Annotated in this window: 16 protein-coding genes; 15 read left to right on the top strand and 1 reads right to left on the bottom strand. The window is 60.7% G+C overall.

The window, feature by feature from the left end; genetic code table 11:
- The first annotated feature begins 99 nt into the window (after positions 1–99).
- The 10 genes from nagZ to PMI11_RS03910 all read left to right on the top strand — a co-directional run bounded on the left by nagZ (position 100) and on the right by PMI11_RS03910 (position 9,295).
- Positions 100–1,113, top strand: coding sequence for a beta-N-acetylhexosaminidase (gene nagZ, locus PMI11_RS03955; RefSeq protein ID WP_037070634.1), 1,014 nt, complete (start codon positions 100–102; stop codon positions 1,111–1,113).
- A 25-nt stretch (positions 1,114–1,138) separates the two neighbouring features.
- Positions 1,139–1,999 (top strand): segregation and condensation protein A, encoded by an 861-nt coding sequence (locus tag PMI11_RS03950; protein ID WP_007813601.1) that lies wholly within the window; start codon positions 1,139–1,141, stop codon positions 1,997–1,999.
- Positions 1,996–2,718: an SMC-Scp complex subunit ScpB gene (gene scpB, locus PMI11_RS03945; RefSeq protein WP_007813599.1), complete on the top strand. Its 723-nt coding sequence runs from the start codon at positions 1,996–1,998 to the stop codon at positions 2,716–2,718. Before PMI11_RS03950 ends, scpB begins: the two co-directional genes overlap by 4 nt.
- A gap of 183 nt (positions 2,719–2,901) precedes the next feature.
- Positions 2,902–3,093 (top strand): twin-arginine translocase TatA/TatE family subunit, encoded by a 192-nt coding sequence (locus tag PMI11_RS03940; protein WP_007813596.1) that lies wholly within the window; start codon positions 2,902–2,904, stop codon positions 3,091–3,093.
- A 51-nt stretch (positions 3,094–3,144) separates the two neighbouring features.
- Positions 3,145–3,786: a Sec-independent protein translocase protein TatB gene (gene tatB, locus PMI11_RS03935; protein ID WP_007813594.1), complete on the top strand. Its 642-nt coding sequence runs from the start codon at positions 3,145–3,147 to the stop codon at positions 3,784–3,786.
- Positions 3,783–4,610 carry a twin-arginine translocase subunit TatC gene (gene tatC, locus PMI11_RS03930; protein ID WP_007813592.1) on the top strand — a complete coding sequence of 276 codons (828 nt, stop codon included), beginning with the start codon at positions 3,783–3,785 and terminating at the stop codon, positions 4,608–4,610. Before tatB ends, tatC begins: the two co-directional genes overlap by 4 nt.
- Positions 4,611–4,704: 94 nt before the next feature.
- The gene (gene serS / locus PMI11_RS03925; protein ID WP_007813590.1) at positions 4,705–5,988 is read left to right on the top strand and encodes a serine--tRNA ligase; all 1,284 of its coding nucleotides are present in this window, start codon (positions 4,705–4,707) and stop codon (positions 5,986–5,988) included.
- Positions 5,989–5,992: 4 nt separating this feature from the next.
- Positions 5,993–6,766, top strand: a complete 774-nt coding sequence (gene surE, locus PMI11_RS03920; protein WP_007813589.1) for a 5'/3'-nucleotidase SurE — start codon at positions 5,993–5,995, stop codon at positions 6,764–6,766.
- A complete protein-coding gene (locus PMI11_RS03915; RefSeq protein WP_007813588.1) occupies positions 6,763–7,416 on the top strand; it encodes a protein-L-isoaspartate(D-aspartate) O-methyltransferase in 654 nt (217 codons plus the stop codon). Before surE ends, PMI11_RS03915 begins: the two co-directional genes overlap by 4 nt.
- Positions 7,417–7,681: 265 nt before the next feature.
- Positions 7,682–9,295, top strand: a complete 1,614-nt coding sequence (locus PMI11_RS03910; protein ID WP_007813586.1) for a peptidoglycan DD-metalloendopeptidase family protein — start codon at positions 7,682–7,684, stop codon at positions 9,293–9,295.
- A gap of 109 nt (positions 9,296–9,404) precedes the next feature.
- On the opposite strand, the gene PMI11_RS03905 is transcribed toward PMI11_RS03910, so the two are convergent.
- Positions 9,405–10,277: an ATP-binding protein gene (locus PMI11_RS03905; protein ID WP_007813584.1), complete on the bottom strand. Its 873-nt coding sequence runs from the start codon at positions 10,275–10,277 to the stop codon at positions 9,405–9,407.
- 209 nt (positions 10,278–10,486) lie between these two features.
- Here PMI11_RS03905 and yajC point away from each other — a divergent pair, with 209 nt between their 5' ends.
- From yajC to PMI11_RS03880, 5 genes are all read left to right on the top strand, one after another.
- Positions 10,487–10,834: a preprotein translocase subunit YajC gene (yajC, locus tag PMI11_RS03900; RefSeq protein ID WP_007813582.1), complete on the top strand. Its 348-nt coding sequence runs from the start codon at positions 10,487–10,489 to the stop codon at positions 10,832–10,834.
- A gap of 43 nt (positions 10,835–10,877) precedes the next feature.
- Positions 10,878–13,397 (top strand): protein translocase subunit SecDF, encoded by a 2,520-nt coding sequence (secDF, locus tag PMI11_RS03895; RefSeq protein ID WP_007813579.1) that lies wholly within the window; start codon positions 10,878–10,880, stop codon positions 13,395–13,397.
- A gap of 4 nt (positions 13,398–13,401) precedes the next feature.
- The gene (locus PMI11_RS03890) at positions 13,402–13,788 is read left to right on the top strand and encodes an Mth938-like domain-containing protein (protein ID WP_007813576.1); all 387 of its coding nucleotides are present in this window, start codon (positions 13,402–13,404) and stop codon (positions 13,786–13,788) included.
- A 2-nt stretch (positions 13,789–13,790) separates the two neighbouring features.
- Entirely contained in the window at positions 13,791–14,639 is an 849-nt protein-coding gene (locus tag PMI11_RS03885; protein WP_007813574.1) for a phytoene/squalene synthase family protein, read from the top strand.
- Positions 14,640–14,708: 69 nt separating this feature from the next.
- Entirely contained in the window at positions 14,709–15,176 is a 468-nt protein-coding gene (locus PMI11_RS03880; protein ID WP_007813572.1) for a hypothetical protein, read from the top strand.
- The last annotated feature ends 51 nt before the right edge of the window (positions 15,177–15,227 follow it).

The raw sequence follows: 15,227 nt of genomic DNA, 5'->3' as shown, positions 1-15,227 counted from the left end.
CTTTCTCCATTGCAACGGCGGGCCTGTCCCGCCGTTCTTTTTTGTGGGATCGCGCTTGACCTTGCTCGCAATTCGCGGGGCGGCCCTTATGATTCGAGTATGACCGAATCAAAAGCAATGATCCTCGGCTGCAGCGGCCTCAAGCTGACCGACGAAGAGAAAGCCTTCTACAAGGCTGAACGCCCCTGGGGCTTCATCCTCTTCGGGCGAAATATTTCCGAAGCCCAGCAGATTCGCGATCTCGTTGCCGAGCTGCGTGAATGCGTTGGCTGGCATGCGCCTGTGCTGATCGATCAAGAAGGCGGCCGCGTCCAGCGCATCCGCCCGCCGATACTGCAGCACTATCCGCCGGGACAGGCGCTTGGCGATCTCTATCGCCGCGACCGGGCGCTTGGGCTGCGCGCCGCCTGGCTGATGTCGCGCCTGCATGCCTTCGATCTCCAGAGGTTCGGCATCAATGTCGATTGCCTGCCGGTGCTGGACGTACCGGTCGAAGGCAGCAGCAATGTCATCGGCAACAGGGCCTATGGCGGCGATCCCGTCACCGTCACGGAAATGGGCCGGGCTGCCGCCGAGGGGCTGAAAGCCGGCGGCCTGCTACCGGTCATGAAGCACATGCCGGGGCATGGGCGCGGTTTTGCGGATTCGCATCTGGAGCTGCCCGTTGTAACGGTGTCGCGCGAGGAGCTGGAAGCTCACGACTTCCCGCCCTTCGTTGCCATGAAGGACGAGCTGATGGCGATGACCTGCCATGTCGTCTTCACGGCCATCGACCCGGATAATCCGGCGACCACCTCCCGCAAGGTGATCGATGACGTGATCCGCACCGAGATCAGCTTCAAGGGACTGCTGCTGTCGGACGATACCTCGATGAACGCGCTTGCCGGCACGATTGGTGAACGAGCGGCGAATATCATTGCAGGCGGCTGTGATATCGTGCTGCACTGCAACGGCCACATGGACGAGATGCGCGAGGTCGTGGCAAATGTTCCGCCGTTGGCAGGTCTTGCGCGCGAGCGGGCACAACTGGTCGAGGAAGGTTTCCCGACGACTGACGCTACGGACGAGGCAACGATAAGAGCAGAATTCGACGCGATGTTTGCGACAGCGTGAGCAGGGGTCGGAAAGGCAGGGTAGGGTGAACACGATCAAGGGCACGGAGCGGTCTCAGGCGGCGTCAACGCCGATGGATAAGCTGTGGCAGGAGAACGGTTCGGAACGTGCCACCCACGAGCCGGCGCTGGTGATCGATGTCGCCGGCTTCGAAGGCCCGCTCGATCTCCTGCTTTATCTGGCCCGCAACCAGAAGGTCGATCTGTCGCGCATTTCGGTCCTGGCCCTTGCCGAGCAATATCTGCAGTTCGTCGAAAGCGCGCGGCGTATCCGCATCGAGCTTGCCGCCGATTATCTCGTCATGGCGGCCTGGCTAGCTTACCTGAAATCGCGGCTGCTGATCCCGCAGCAGGTCAAGGACGACGGCCCTTCAGGTGAGGAGATGGCTGCAACGCTCGCCTTCCGCCTCAAGCGGTTGGAAGCGATGCGCCAGGTCGCCGACGGTCTCGTCAATCGCAACCGGCTCGGTCGCGATATCTTCGCCCGCGGCGCGCCGGAGCATATCCCGGATCGCCAGCAGTCCGATTATGATGCCAATCTCTACGACCTCTTGAGCGCCTATGCGGCGTTGCGGCAGCGCCATGCGATCACCCAGGTGACGATCGAGCGCCGCAATGTCTGGTCGCTTACCGATGCCCGTGAACTGCTGACCCAGCTGATCGGCGATATCGTCGACTGGACGGCGCTCGAACAATATCTGCTGCGCTATCTCGCAAGTCCCGCCGAGCGCGTCACTGCCGTAGCCAGCGCCTTTGCCGCCTCGCTGGAGCTGGTACGCGAAGGGAAGCTCGAAATACGCCAGGATGGCGCCTTCCAGCCGATCTACATGCGCCGCGGCCCGAAACATGCCACCTTGCAAGTGGTCGAACAGGAGCAGTCGGATTGATCGACGCGCAAAACGATGACTTTGAAGGCGAAGACGGGGAAGGCGAGGGCATTGTCCGCGATCTGCAGGCTGAAATAGAGGCGGAGCGCATAGCCGAAGCGTTGGTTTTCGCCTCCGCCCAGCCGGTATCCGAAGGCTTCATCACCGAACGTCTGCCGAAGGGATTTAACGCGCATGAGATCATGCTGCGCCTGAAGGAGCAGTATGCGCCGCGCGGCGTCAATCTCGTGCAGGTCGACAGTGCCTGGGCTTTCCGCACGGCGGCTGATCTTTCCTTCGTCATCCGCCGCGACGAGAACGAGGTCAAGAAGCTCTCTCGCGCGGCACTCGAAGTGCTTGCGATCATTGCCTATCACCAGCCGGTGACGCGCGCCGAGATCGAAGACATCAGAGGTGTCCAGACCTCCCGCGGCACACTCGACGTGCTGATGGAGGCAGGCTGGGTGCGTTTCCGCGGCCGCCGCCGCACGCCGGGCCGACCGGTTACGCTCGGCACGACGCGAGATTTTCTCGACCATTTCGGCCTCGAGGAATTGCGCGACCTGCCGGGCCTTGAAGAGCTGAAGGGTGCCGGTCTCCTGTCTGGCCGCATCCCCGCCAATTTCAATATTCCTTCGCCCCTCATGAACGACGAACTGACCGAGGATGAGGATCCGATCACCCAGATGGATCTTGAGGAACTCGGACTGCTGGCCCCGGGCGGCGCGTCCGAGGAATAACGAAGCTTGGTCTTGCTTTTGCCACGCCCGCGCAAAACAATGTCAATCACGACTTTTCGATGGATGAATGACTTGTCACAAAGGCCGATACCGTGACATTAAGCTCAATCCAGAAGGATTGATGTTGGAAACCGTATCGGAAATTCTTACATCGAGGGAACATCGCAACAGGGAGTATGGGTAATGGGTTCTTTTAGCATGTGGCACTGGCTTATCGTTCTGGCCATCGTGCTTTTGTTGTTCGGTCGCGGCAAGATCCCGGAACTGATGGGCGACGTTGCCAAGGGCATCAAGAGCTTCAAGAAGGGCATGACGGACGAAGACGCGCCGGAAGCGGCAAAGACCGTCGATCACAAGGCCGACGAAACGAAGTAATCACGTACGGGAAAGGGCGCTGCCCCCGCGCCGCCCGTTCAGGAGCCTTGCATGTTCGATATTGGCTGGACCGAACTTTTGGTTATCGCGGTCGTTCTGATCGTGGTTGTCGGTCCCAAGGATCTGCCGCCGATGCTGCGCGCTTTCGGCAAGATGACAGCACGTGCCCGCAAGGTCGCGGGCGAATTTCGTGCCCAGTTCGACGAAGCGCTGCGCGAAGCCGAGCTTGACGACGTGCGTAGCACGATCAGCGACGCCCAGAAGCTCAACCCGGTCAACAGCCTGCGCGAGGCGATGAACCCGCTGCGCCAGATGGGCAATGAGATCAAGGCCGACCTGCAGAATTCGACGAAGGTCGAGAAGCCGGCAGAACAGCGCCCGCTAGAGCAGGGCGCCGAGACTGCGACGGAAGTGCCGCCTGCGGAAGTTTCCGTGCCGGCGCCGTCCATGAGCCTGCCGGAAACACCGCCGGTCGTTCCTGCGCCGCAGCCGGTCGCTGCCGCCACCGTTGCTCCGGTCGCCGTGGCCGAAAAGCCAAAGGCCGTGCGCAAGCCGCGTGTGAAGGCCGCAGACAAGGCTGATGCGGTTGCGTTGGTCGCGGCGCCGGTCGAGAAGCCGAAGCGTGCTGCCGCGACAAAGAAGCCGGCCGCTGTCGCAAAGCCGGCCGCCAAAAAGAAGAAGGATGAGGCATGAGCGGTGATACACAAGACAAGCCGCAGCCGTTGATCGAGCACCTGATGGAGCTGCGCACGCGGCTGATCTGGTCGATCGCCGCCTTCTTCATCGCCTTCATCGCGTGCTTCATCTTCGCCAAGCACATCTTCAATTACCTCGTCTATCCCTACAAGCTTGCTGTCAGCTGGGCCCATCTCGATGTCGAGAAGGCGCAGCTGATCTATACGGCGCCGCAGGAGTTCTTCTTCACGCAGGTCAAGGTCGCCATGTTCGGCGGCCTTGTGATCGCCTTCCCGATCATCGCCGCGCAGATCTACAAGTTCGTTGCTCCCGGCCTCTACAAGAACGAACGCCAGGCTTTCCTGCCGTTCCTGATCGCATCGCCTATCCTGTTCCTCATGGGCGGCGCGCTGGTCTATTTCTTCTTCACGCCGATGGTCATGTGGTTCTTCCTGTCGATGCAGCAGGCGCCGGGCCATGACGAAGTGGCGATCTCGCTCCTGCCGAAGGTCTCGGAATATCTGAGCCTCATCATGACGCTGGTCTTCTCCTTCGGCCTTGTCTTCCAGCTGCCGGTCATCACCACGCTTCTGGCCCGCGTCGGTCTTCTGACGTCGCAATGGCTCGCCGAAAAGCGCAAGTTTGCAATCGTGCTTGCCTTCGTCGTGGCGGCGGTGCTGACGCCGCCCGACCCCATGTCCCAGATCGGCCTTGCGCTGCCGACGATCCTTCTCTACGAGATTTCCATCTACGCGGCACGACTCGTGGAGCGTCAGCGTTCCAAACAGGCGCTTGAAGAGGCCAGCGAATCCTCTGACGTCGCCAAGACGGACAGCGTCTGAGCGCATCAGGACATTCCACTGAGTTCTGCCGTTTCCCATCCGGTCGGGGTTTCCTCCGACCGGTTCATTTCTGTTGAAACGATCTGGAACGACGATGCTCGATATCAAATGGATCCGTGAGAATCCCGAGGCTCTCGATGCCGCCCTTGCAAAGCGCGGAGCGGAGCCTCTGTCGCAATCTCTCATCGCCCTTGACGAGAAGCGCCGCTCCGCCGTGCAGAAGGCGCAGGATCTGCTCTCCCGCCGCAACGCCGCCTCCAAGGAGATCGGTGCTGCCATGGCGCAGAAGAACGCCGAGCTTGCCGACAAGCTGAAGGCCGAGGTCGCCGATATCAAGGAAACGCTGCCGGCTGCCGAAGAGGAAGAGCGTGCACTTTCCACCGAGCTCAACGACCAGCTTTCGCGCATCCCGAACGTGCCGCTCGATGAGGTGCCTGTCGGCAAGGACGAGCACGACAATGTCGTGACCCGTATCGTCGGCGAAAGGCCGCGCTGGAACCACACGCCGAAGGAGCATTTCGAAATCGGCGAGGCCCTCGGCTATATGGATTTCGAACGTGCCACCAAGCTCTCCGGTTCGCGCTTCACGGTGCTGACCGGCCCGCTCGCCAAGTTGGAACGCGCGCTCGGTCAGTTCATGATAGACCTCCACACGACCGAACACGGCTATACCGAAGTGTCTTCGCCGTTGATGGTACGGGGCGAGGCACTGTTCGGCACCGGCAACCTGCCGAAGTTCGAGGAAGATCTCTTCAAGACGACGGACGGCCGGTACCTTATCCCAACTGCGGAAGTGACGCTGACCAACCTGGTTCGCGAGGAAATCCTCGATCAGGAAAAGCTGCCGCTGCGCTTCACCGCTCTCACGCCGTCCTTCCGTTCGGAGGCGGGATCTGCCGGCCGCGATACCCGCGGCATGCTGCGCCAGCACCAGTTCTGGAAGTGCGAGCTGGTCTCGATCACCGACGCCGAGAGCTCGATTGCCGAACATGAGCGCATGACGGCCTGCGCCGAAGAAGTTCTAAAGCGCCTCGGCCTGCATTTCCGCACCATGACGCTCTGCACCGGCGACATGGGCTTCGGCTCGCGCAAGACCTATGACCTCGAAGTCTGGCTGCCGGGTCAGAACACTTTCCGCGAGATCTCGTCCTGCTCCGTCTGCGGCGATTTCCAGGCACGGCGCATGAACGCCCGCTATCGCGGCAAGGACGACAAGGCGACGAAGTTCGTTCACTCGCTGAACGGCTCCGGCACGGCGGTTGGCCGTTGCCTGATCGCGGTCTTGGAAAATTATCTGAACGAGGATGGTTCCGTCACGATTCCGGACGCTTTGCTGCCCTATATGGGCGGTCTGACGAAGATCGAACGGGCGGCTTGAGACAATGCGCATCCTGCTGACGAATGACGACGGTATCCATGCCGAAGGCTTGGGTGCGCTGGAACGGATAGCAAGGACGCTTTCTGACGATGTCTGGATCGTCGCCCCCGAAACCGACCAGAGCGGCCTTGCGCATTCGCTCAGCCTTTCGGAGCCATTGCGGCTCCGGAAGATTTCCGACAAGCATTATGCGTTGCGCGGCACGCCGACCGATTGCGTCATCATGGGCATCAAGCAGGTGCTGGATATCAAGCCGGACCTCGTCTTGTCCGGTGTTAACTCCGGCTCCAACGTTGCCGACGACGTGACCTATTCCGGCACCATCGCCGGCGCGATCGAAGGAACGATGCAGGGCGTGCGCTCCTTCGCCCTCAGTCAGGCATATATCTATGATGACGGTGCCCGCATCCTGCCCTGGGAAGTGTGCGAGGCTCACGCGCCGGCGCTGCTCGAAAAGCTGATGACGGTAGATCTTCCCGAAGGCACCTTCCTGAACCTCAATTTCCCGAACTGTCGTCCTGATGAAGTCGAGGGCGTTGAAGTGACTGCGCAAGGCAAGCTTGCCTTCAACCTGCAGGTCGATGCGCGCACGGATGGTCGCGGCTTCCCCTATTACTGGCTGAAATTCGGCGAACGCGCCGGCGCCTTTACCGAGGGCAGCGATATTCACGCCCTCAAGCATAATAAGATTTCGGTAACACCTTTGAAACTTGATCTGACCGATTATTCCGTGACGGACCGCGTGGCGCGGGCCCTCGGACACGGAGTAAAGGATTGACGGCAAAACTGGCCGAGAAGGAAGGCTTCGCAGCGCTGGTCCTGAGATTGCGCGCGGAAGGCATTTCCGACATCGATTTGCTGACGGCTGTCGAGCAGACACCGCGCTCGCTTTTCGTCCCGCCGCAATTTACCGAGAACGCCTATTCCAGCCGCACGATCCCGATCGAGTGCGGCTCCTTTCTGGAGGGCGTCGATTTCGCCGTCCGTCTTTTGCATCATCTGAAGGTCCGCCCCGGTCAGCGCGTACTCGAGATCGGCACGGGCAGCGGCTTTACCGCGGCGGTCATCGGTCGCATTGCGGAACGCGTGCTGACGGTCGATCGCTACAAGACGCTGACGCTTTCGGCCCAGCGCCGTATGGAAACGCTCAGCCTGCGCAGCGTCATCATCCGTCAGGCCGACGGCAGCAACGGCATGCAGGGCGAGGGCACTTTTGACCGCATCCTCGTTACGGCTGCTTTCAATTCCATGCCGCGCTTCTATGCCGATCAGCTGGTGTCAGGCGGCTCCATGATTGCGCCGCTGATGATCTCCGAGAATGAATGCCGCATGGTGCGGCTGACAAAGACCGGCAGCCGCTTCGAGCGGGAAGAGCTTTTCGACGCTCCCTATTTGCCGATTGTTCCAAGGCTTGCTTCGCAGCTTTAAAGCATGTCGCGCAAAAGTGTGCAGCGGTTTTGCGATAACGACATGCGTGAAACAAAGATCTAAAGCGTGGCAAGCGAATCTGAAGGATCGCGACACGCTTTAGACCGGCTGCCCGCAAAGCCCGGCGGGCTATGATTTTTCGCCCGCAAACTTATGGTTATCAAGTTCTCAAAAATATAGCACTGATTCCAGCGCCTTAACCGCATGGTAACACTAACGCGCTTTAATAGATTCACAAATGGTTGCGTTCTAAGTGGGTCGAGTCATGCGTTTCAGTCTTTCGCCGAAGTTCGGGAAATCGGCCGGCAATTTTCTGGTCGTCGCCTTGCTGGCGAGTGCAGCAACAGGCTGCAGCTCCGATGTAACGCGTTTCGGTAGTCTGTTTTCCTCCTCCGCGCAGGATCAGATGACGACGAATTCGATCCCGCGCAGGAGTTTCAATGGGCCGCAGGGCGACCCGGTGCCGCGCGCTGATCTTGGTGGTTCGGCCATGCAGCCGTCCTACGCTCAGAACAATGCGATGAGCCAGCCCTACCCGGGGCGCCCCAGTTATGATCCCGTCGCCACCTCAGGCTCCGCCGCACGGATGGCATCCGCACCGGTTTCCGTTCAACGCACCGAACTCGCGCCGCCGAGCGCAGGGTCCGTTTCTCCCCGTCAGCGGGAAAGAGACGTTGCTCTTGCCCAGCCGTTTCCGGCCGCTCCGAAGCCCGATCGCATCGCTCCGGCGGGCGTGAATGCGCCGAGAGTTGCTCCCGATACGCTGACCACGGGCACGACGCCGAAGGTTTCGGGCTGGTCGGGGACCAATGCGCCGTCGGTCACGCTGCGTCCGGGGGAGAACATCGCCGTCCTTTCCCGCCGCTATGGGGTTCCGGAAAAGGAAATCCTGCGTGTCAACAATCTGAAGACGGCTTCCGCCGCGCAGCCCGGCCAGGCGATCCTTATCCCGACCTTCAACGGCGGCAACAATGCCGCCAAGGCCGCAGCCCAGTCCGCCGACTTGTCCAAGCCCGGCGAGTTGCCGCAGCCGACGAAGGGCCAGGAGCAGAAGGTCGCTGTCGTTCCGGGCGCCAATTCGGTTCGCGACAAGACTGTCGCAAGCGCAGATCCGACGGGCAAGGCTCCTCCGGCAGGCGGCAAGAATCCGAATGGTGCTGCGGGCACTTACACGGTCAAGCAGGGTGACTCGCTTGCCAAGATCGCCAAGGCGACGGGTGCCAACATCGACGATATCAAGGCCGCCAACAATCTGTCGGCGAGCTCGATCCGCATCGGCCAGGAACTGAAGATCCCGAACGGCGGAGCTTCCGCCGACACGATCAAGACGGCCTCCATCCCGGCGCAGAAGGTCGTGCAGGCCAAGCCTGCCCAGCCGGCCGCCGCCCCGGTCCAGACGGCTTCCGCACAGCCGGCGCCTTACAAGGCTCCTGCCGCGACACAGACGGTCGATGATGTCGAGAAGAAGTCCGATGTCAGCGCTGCTGCTCCGGAAGCCACCGGCATCGGCAAGTATCGCTGGCCGGTCCGCGGCCAGGTGATTGCTGCCTATGGCGCCAACGTCAACGGCAGCCGCAATGATGGCATCGATATCTCGGTTCCGCAGGGTACTGCGATCAAGGCTGCTGAAAACGGCGTGGTCATCTATGCCGGCAATGGTCTGAAGGAACTCGGCAACACGGTTCTTGTCCGTCACGACGACGGCACCGTCACCGTCTACGGCAATGCCGATACGCTGAGCGTCACCCGCGGCCAGAAGATCCAGCGTGGCCAGACGGTCGCCGTGTCGGGCATGAGCGGCAACGTCAAGCAGCCGCAGGTTCACTTCGAGGTTCGCAAGGATGCGTCCCCGGTCAACCCCATGACATTTCTTGAATAGCTGACATTTCTGAGCAGGTAGAGCGTCTCAGGAAAGTGCAAAAGCCCGGCCAGCAGCCGGGCTTTTGTCGTTTTACAATATGCTACGCAAAGGTGCTTAGCGGGAATGCTTAGGCGCGGTCGAGATGGATGCGCATGCGGCCGGCCAGGTCCTGGATATATTGCCAGGCGACGCGGCCGGAGCGGGCGCCGCGGGTGGTCGCCCATTCCAGCGCCTCGGCATGCATCTTCTCGCGCTCAAGGCCGAGCTTGAAGTGTTCTGCGTAGCCATCGATCATTGTCAGATAATCTTCCTGGCTGCATTTGTGGAAGCCGAGCCAAAGGCCGAAGCGGTCGGAGAGTGACACCTTCTCCTCGACGGCTTCGGACGGATTGATTGCCGTAGACTGCTCGTTCTCCATCATGTGGCGCGGCAGCAGGTGGCGCCGGTTGGACGTGGCATAGAACAGCACATTGTCCGGACGCCCTTCCACGCCGCCATCGAGCGCCGCCTTGAGCGACTTATAAGCGGTATCGTCGTGGTCGAAGGAAAGGTCGTCGCAGAAGACGATGACGCGATGCGGCGTATCCTTGAGGAGGTCGAGAAGCGTCGGCAGGCTGGCAATATCCTCGCGATGCACTTCGACGAGTTTCAGCGAAACGCCGCTCTCGCGGCGTACATCTTCATGCACGGCCTTGACCAGCGAGGACTTGCCCATGCCACGCGCACCCCAGAGCAGCACGTTGTTGGCTGCATAGCCCTCGGCAAAACGCACGGTGTTTTCGTGCAGGATGTCGCGCACATGATCGACGCCGCGGATGAGCTTCAGCGCCACGCGATTTGGGCGCCTGACGGGCTGTAGATAATGGCGGGCAGGGGACCAGACGAAACAGTCGGCGGCGTTCCAATCATTGGCAGCAGGCGCCGGTCCCGCCAGCCGTTCGACCGCATCCGCAAGCCTCTTCAGCTCCTGAAGCAGAACGCTATTGATTTCTTCGGCCATCGGGTGCCTCCTTCATAGATTGCAGCGATAATCCGCTTTCGCTTTTTTGATGCCGGGTAGCATGGCCTTTCCACAGCGGAAAGGTTATGAGGCAGCGGAAACGGTACGCTTTCCGGCTGTTTTTGTTGCATTCATAAAGGCTGCAACTATAGTCCGGCGACTTGAAAAGAGAGGCGGGGTTCCGCCGCCCATAGCCTGAGGAGCTTAGCATGTTTATCACCCCGGCATTTGCCCAGAGCGCAACTGACGCCACGAGTGCTTTCGGCGGCTCAGGCCTCGAAATGATCATCCTGTTCGTGCCGCTGATGGTGGTCTGGTATTTCCTGCTCATCCGCCCGCAGCGCGCGCAGGCCAAGAAGCGTGAGGAGACCTTGAAGGCGATCCGTCGCGGCGACCAGATCGTTACCGGCGGCGGCCTCGTTGGCAAGGTCACGAAGGTTGTCGACGAGAAGGAAGTCGAAGTCGAAATCGCCGAAGGCGTGCGCGTGCGCATCGTCCGCACCGGCATTTCCGAAGTCCGCGTAAAGGGCGAGCCGGTCAAGGCCGACGCTGCATAACATGCGATAGCAACACCCGCCGGATCGGAAGATAGTCGAGAGAATGCACCATTTTTCCCGCTTGAAAATACTTCTGATCTGGTTGGTCGCGATCGCCGCATTTATCGTCGCTGCGCCCAATCTCCTGAGCCAGGCGCAGCTCTCCTCCTTGCCAGGCTGGATCCGGCAGGATCGCGTCACCCTCGGTCTCGATCTGCAGGGCGGCTCCCATATCGTACTCCGCCTCGAACGCTCCGACATTATCCGGTCCCGGCTCGAGGCAACGGTCGCCAGCGTTCGTGACAAGCTCCGCGGCGCCGGTATCCGCTATACGGGGCTCGCCGGAACCGCGCAGACGGTGACGGTCAAGGTTACCGATACGGCGCAGCTTCAGGCCGCGGCCGATCTCCTGAAATCACTGACATCAACCGATATCTCGCTGCAGCAGAGCAATGACGGCCAGCTGACGCTGCAGATCTCCGACAAGGCGATCGATGCCGACACGGTTGCTGCGCAGACACGCTCGCTCGATATCGTCGCTCGCCGTATCGCCGGTTTCGGCAAAGAGAATTTCACTGTTCGTCCGGACGGGGACGATCGCATCGCCGTGCAGGTGCTGGGCTCCGTCGATGCCGAGCGGCTGAAGAACCTGCTGAACGAACCGGCAGCACTCTCGTTTCACCTCATTGATGAGAGCATGACCGGCCAGCAGGCGCTTGCCGGCCGCTGGCCCGCGACATCGCAGGTGCTTTATTCGCTGGATGATCCACCGGTTCCCTATCTCGTCGATCGGACGGCGATAGCGACAGGCGCTGATTTTGCCGAAGTCGATACGAAGACCGATCCGCAAACGCAGGACAGCGCGATTGTCTACCGGCTGAATGCCGAGGCGGCAAAGCGTCTGGCGCAGGCAACGACAGCCAATGTGGGAAAACATCTTGCCATTGTCTTTGATGATCAAGTCATGGCGAACCCTGTCATCGAAGCGCCGATCACAGATGGAAGCGGCGAGATATCGGCCAATTTCTCCGAAGAGGGCGTTCAGGATCTGGCCGTCATGTTGCGGGCCGGCGCGCTGCCTGCGACGCTGACATCAGTGGAAGAGCGCACCGTCAGCCCGGTCTTCGGCTCGGAATCCGTTTTCTCCGGTCTTGTCGCCGGCATTGTCGCTGTCGTGCTCGTCGCAACGCTGATGATTGCGCTCTACCGCATGCTCGGCATCATCGCCGTCGTGTCGCTAGCCTTCAATCTGGTGCTGATCGTCGCGGTGCTGAGCCTTGCGGGTGCGATATTGACGCTTCCAGGCATTGCCGGCCTCGTGCTGATCGTCGGCATGGCCGTGGATTCCAATGTGCTGATCTATGAGCGCATCCGCGAAGAGGAGAGGGTGCCGCATACGACCTTCGCCCAGGCGGTCGAGCGTGGCTTTTCGCGGGCTCTCGCTACCATCGTCGATGCCAACGTCACGATCTTCATCGCCGCTGTCATTCTCTTCTTTGTCGGCAGCGAATCCATTCGCGGCTTTGCCGTGACGCTGGCCGTCGGCATCCTCACGACCATCCTGACGGCCTTCACGCTGACGCGCGGCTTCGTGATTGCCTGGCTTGCAAGACGCCATCCTCGCCATCTGCCGAAGAGCGCGCTGACCGGCCTCTTCGAGCATGCCAATATCCGCTTCATGGGTATTCGCCGCTATGTCTTTACGGCATCGGCAGCACTTTGCATCGCCGCCATGCTCGCCTTCGCAACGGTAGGCCTGCAGCTCGGCATCGACTTTACCGGCGGTTCATTGGTCGAGGTCAAGGCGAAGCAGGGCAATGCCGATATTGCCGATCTCAGCGCCCGTCTCAACGAACTGAACCTCGGACCGGTGCGCGTTGAGCGCATCGGCGATGCCACCAACGCCCTGATCCGTGTTGGCTCGCAGGATGGCGGCGAAAATGCCGAGCAGTCGGTCGCAACATTCATTCGCGGCGAACTGGCCGAGGACTACGATTTCCGCCGTGTCGAGGTTGTCGGCCCGGCTGTCTCCGGCGAACTGACGATGCTGGCGACGATTGGCATCCTTGCTTCGCTATTCGCCATCCTCGTCTATATCTGGATCCGCTTCGAGTGGCAGTTTGCGGTCGGCGCAATTGTTGCGACGCTGCACGACGTCATCATCATGCTCGGCCTCTTCGTGCTGACCGGTATGGAATTCAATCTGACGAGCGTCGCAGCACTCCTGACCGTCGTCGGCTATTCGCTGAATGATACCGTCGTCGTTTATGACCGCATGCGCGAAAACCTCAAGCGCTACAGGAAGATGCCACTGCCGATCCTAATCGATGCGGCAATCAACCAGACACTCTCGCGCACCATTCTGACGGCGGCCACGACACTGCTTGCGCTCTTTGCACTCTATATTTTCGGCGGCGCCGTCATCCGCTCCTTCACTTTCACCATGCTCTTCGGCGTTGCGCTCGGAACATTCTCCTCCATCTATATAGCCGCGCCCGTTCTCATCATCTTCCGGCTGCGCCGGGAGAGCGGTGGCGAGGACGAGGGCGATATCAGCATGAAATCCGGCAAGCCGGCGGTATAGATACATGGCAAAAGGCATTGAAATCCGCGACGCCCATTTCCCGGGCCGCGCTCCCATCGACACCTATGGCAATGGCGGCTTCCGCTTTGCGGATATGTCGCATCGCGGCTCCATCCTCTGCCTGCCATCGGGCATCCACGGCTGGGATATGGACATGACGAAGCCGCTGTCGGTGGAAAATTTCCGCCGTGTGCTTGATGAAGCCGCCGATATCGAAGTGCTGCTCGTCGGCACGGGCACGGAGCTTCGCCGCCTGCCCCAGGAGTTGCGTGCTGCTCTCAAGGCACGGGGTATCTCTTCCGATCCAATGAGCACGGGTGCTGCCGTGCGCACCTTCAACATCATGCTCTCCGAACAGCGCGCCGTCGCCGCCGCCCTGATTGCGGTTTGAACATGGCCGATCCGAAGACGAACCAGGAGATCAGCCTGGCGATGCTGCGCGACATCGATCGCGATCGCTACCTCGCCTGCCTGCTGTCGCCTGATGACAAGCGCGGTGCGCTCGCCGCCCTCTATGCCTTCAACGCCGAACTCGCGCGTATCCGCGACCTCGTGCACGAGCCGCTGCCCGGCGAGATCCGCATGCAATATTGGCGCGACCTTCTGGAAGGCAATGCACATGGTTCGACCGAGGCCAATCCGCTCGCGGCAGCCCTTCTTTCGGCCGTCGAGACGCACCGGCTTCCACGCCAGACGCTCGTCAATATGATAGAGGCGCGAATATTCGATCTCTACGACGACCCGATGGAAAGTCGAACCGTGCTGGAAGGCTATGCAGGCGAAACAGCCTCAGCACTTATCCAGCTTGCAGGCCTCATCCTTTCCCCGGAAGAGGCGATGAAATCTGCAGATGCGGCCGGTCATGCCGGCGTGGCGCAGGCCATTTCCGGCATGCTGTTGCTGATGCCGCTCCATCAACGCCGTGGCCAGGTCTATATCCCGCTCGAAATTCTCTCGGCGACGGGCCTCGACCGGGAGACCTTCCTGGCTGGTGCGGACAAGCCGCGCATCTCTGCAGCCATCGAAGCGTTTGCCGGGCTCGGCCGCGATCACCTTGCCAAGGCGAGGGCGTCTGCCCTGCCGCCATCTGTGCTGCCCGCCTTCCTGCCGGTTGCGCTTGCGGAACCGGTGCTGGTGAAGGCACAGAAGCGCGGTGCGGCTGTTCTGGAAACCTCGCTGCAAGAGCCGCAATGGCGCCGTCAGATGCGCATGGCATTTGCCGGCATGCGCAAGAAAATCTGACAACGGTCAAACTCGCGCAAGTCTCGCGCGTTATGTCAGGCATAACCCCATTCTAAACGGAGAATCCGCGTGGGCATTATCGTCTGGTGCGTTCTTTTCGCCATCGTCATCTTCTTCGCCTTCGTGGCTACGCGCATGGCTGCTCAGAACAAGGAAGATGGCCTGCATGACACGGGCCTTGCCATCATCGAGTTTGGGCGCGCATTCCCCAATGAAGCGATCCGCCAGCTTCAGGCGACCGTTGACGGTCAGGCCGTCTTCGTGCGTCTGCATGACAACAAGGCCGGCTTCATGCGCAACATGTCGCGCCACTTCGCCTGCCATCTGATCGAGCCCGGTACTGTGCGGGTTTTGGCTTCTGAAACCGGCAGGGGGCTGAGCATCGAATTTATCAATGCGCCCCATCACAACGGCACTTACGAGTTTGCTTCGGCCAAGGAGGCGTCGGAAGTGTCGCTCTGGCTGCTCGGCAACTATATCGCCGAGCCGGATAAGGAATTGCCTGCGCCGAATTCGTCCGCCGCAAACGGCCATTAGTCAAAACAAAACATAGGGCATTCCCGTAAACCGAAGAAAAACGGAAATGCC

Origin of the sequence: Rhizobium sp. CF142 (assembly GCF_000281145.1) — a bacterium.
In the GTDB taxonomy this organism is placed as follows: Bacteria; Pseudomonadota; Alphaproteobacteria; order Rhizobiales; family Rhizobiaceae; genus Rhizobium.
This window is presented reverse-complemented; position numbering and strand designations above follow the sequence as displayed.

Excerpts from the sequence above, each read along its gene's own strand:
- nagZ (WP_037070634.1), top strand. The coding sequence starts at position 100 with ATGACCGAATCAAAAGCAATGATCCTCGGCTGCAGCGGCCTCAAGCTG.
- PMI11_RS03940 (WP_007813596.1), top strand. The coding sequence starts at position 2,902 with ATGGGTTCTTTTAGCATGTGGCACTGGCTTATCGTTCTGGCCATCGTG.
- tatB (WP_007813594.1), top strand. The coding sequence starts at position 3,145 with ATGTTCGATATTGGCTGGACCGAACTTTTGGTTATCGCGGTCGTTCTG.
- tatC (WP_007813592.1), top strand. The coding sequence starts at position 3,783 with ATGAGCGGTGATACACAAGACAAGCCGCAGCCGTTGATCGAGCACCTG.
- serS (WP_007813590.1), top strand. The coding sequence starts at position 4,705 with ATGCTCGATATCAAATGGATCCGTGAGAATCCCGAGGCTCTCGATGCC.
- surE (WP_007813589.1), top strand. The coding sequence starts at position 5,993 with ATGCGCATCCTGCTGACGAATGACGACGGTATCCATGCCGAAGGCTTG.
- PMI11_RS03910 (WP_007813586.1), top strand. The coding sequence starts at position 7,682 with ATGCGTTTCAGTCTTTCGCCGAAGTTCGGGAAATCGGCCGGCAATTTT.
- PMI11_RS03905 (WP_007813584.1), bottom strand. The coding sequence starts at position 10,277 with ATGGCCGAAGAAATCAATAGCGTTCTGCTTCAGGAGCTGAAGAGGCTT.
- yajC (WP_007813582.1), top strand. The coding sequence starts at position 10,487 with ATGTTTATCACCCCGGCATTTGCCCAGAGCGCAACTGACGCCACGAGT.
- secDF (WP_007813579.1), top strand. The coding sequence starts at position 10,878 with ATGCACCATTTTTCCCGCTTGAAAATACTTCTGATCTGGTTGGTCGCG.
- PMI11_RS03890 (WP_007813576.1), top strand. The coding sequence starts at position 13,402 with ATGGCAAAAGGCATTGAAATCCGCGACGCCCATTTCCCGGGCCGCGCT.
- PMI11_RS03885 (WP_007813574.1), top strand. The coding sequence starts at position 13,791 with ATGGCCGATCCGAAGACGAACCAGGAGATCAGCCTGGCGATGCTGCGC.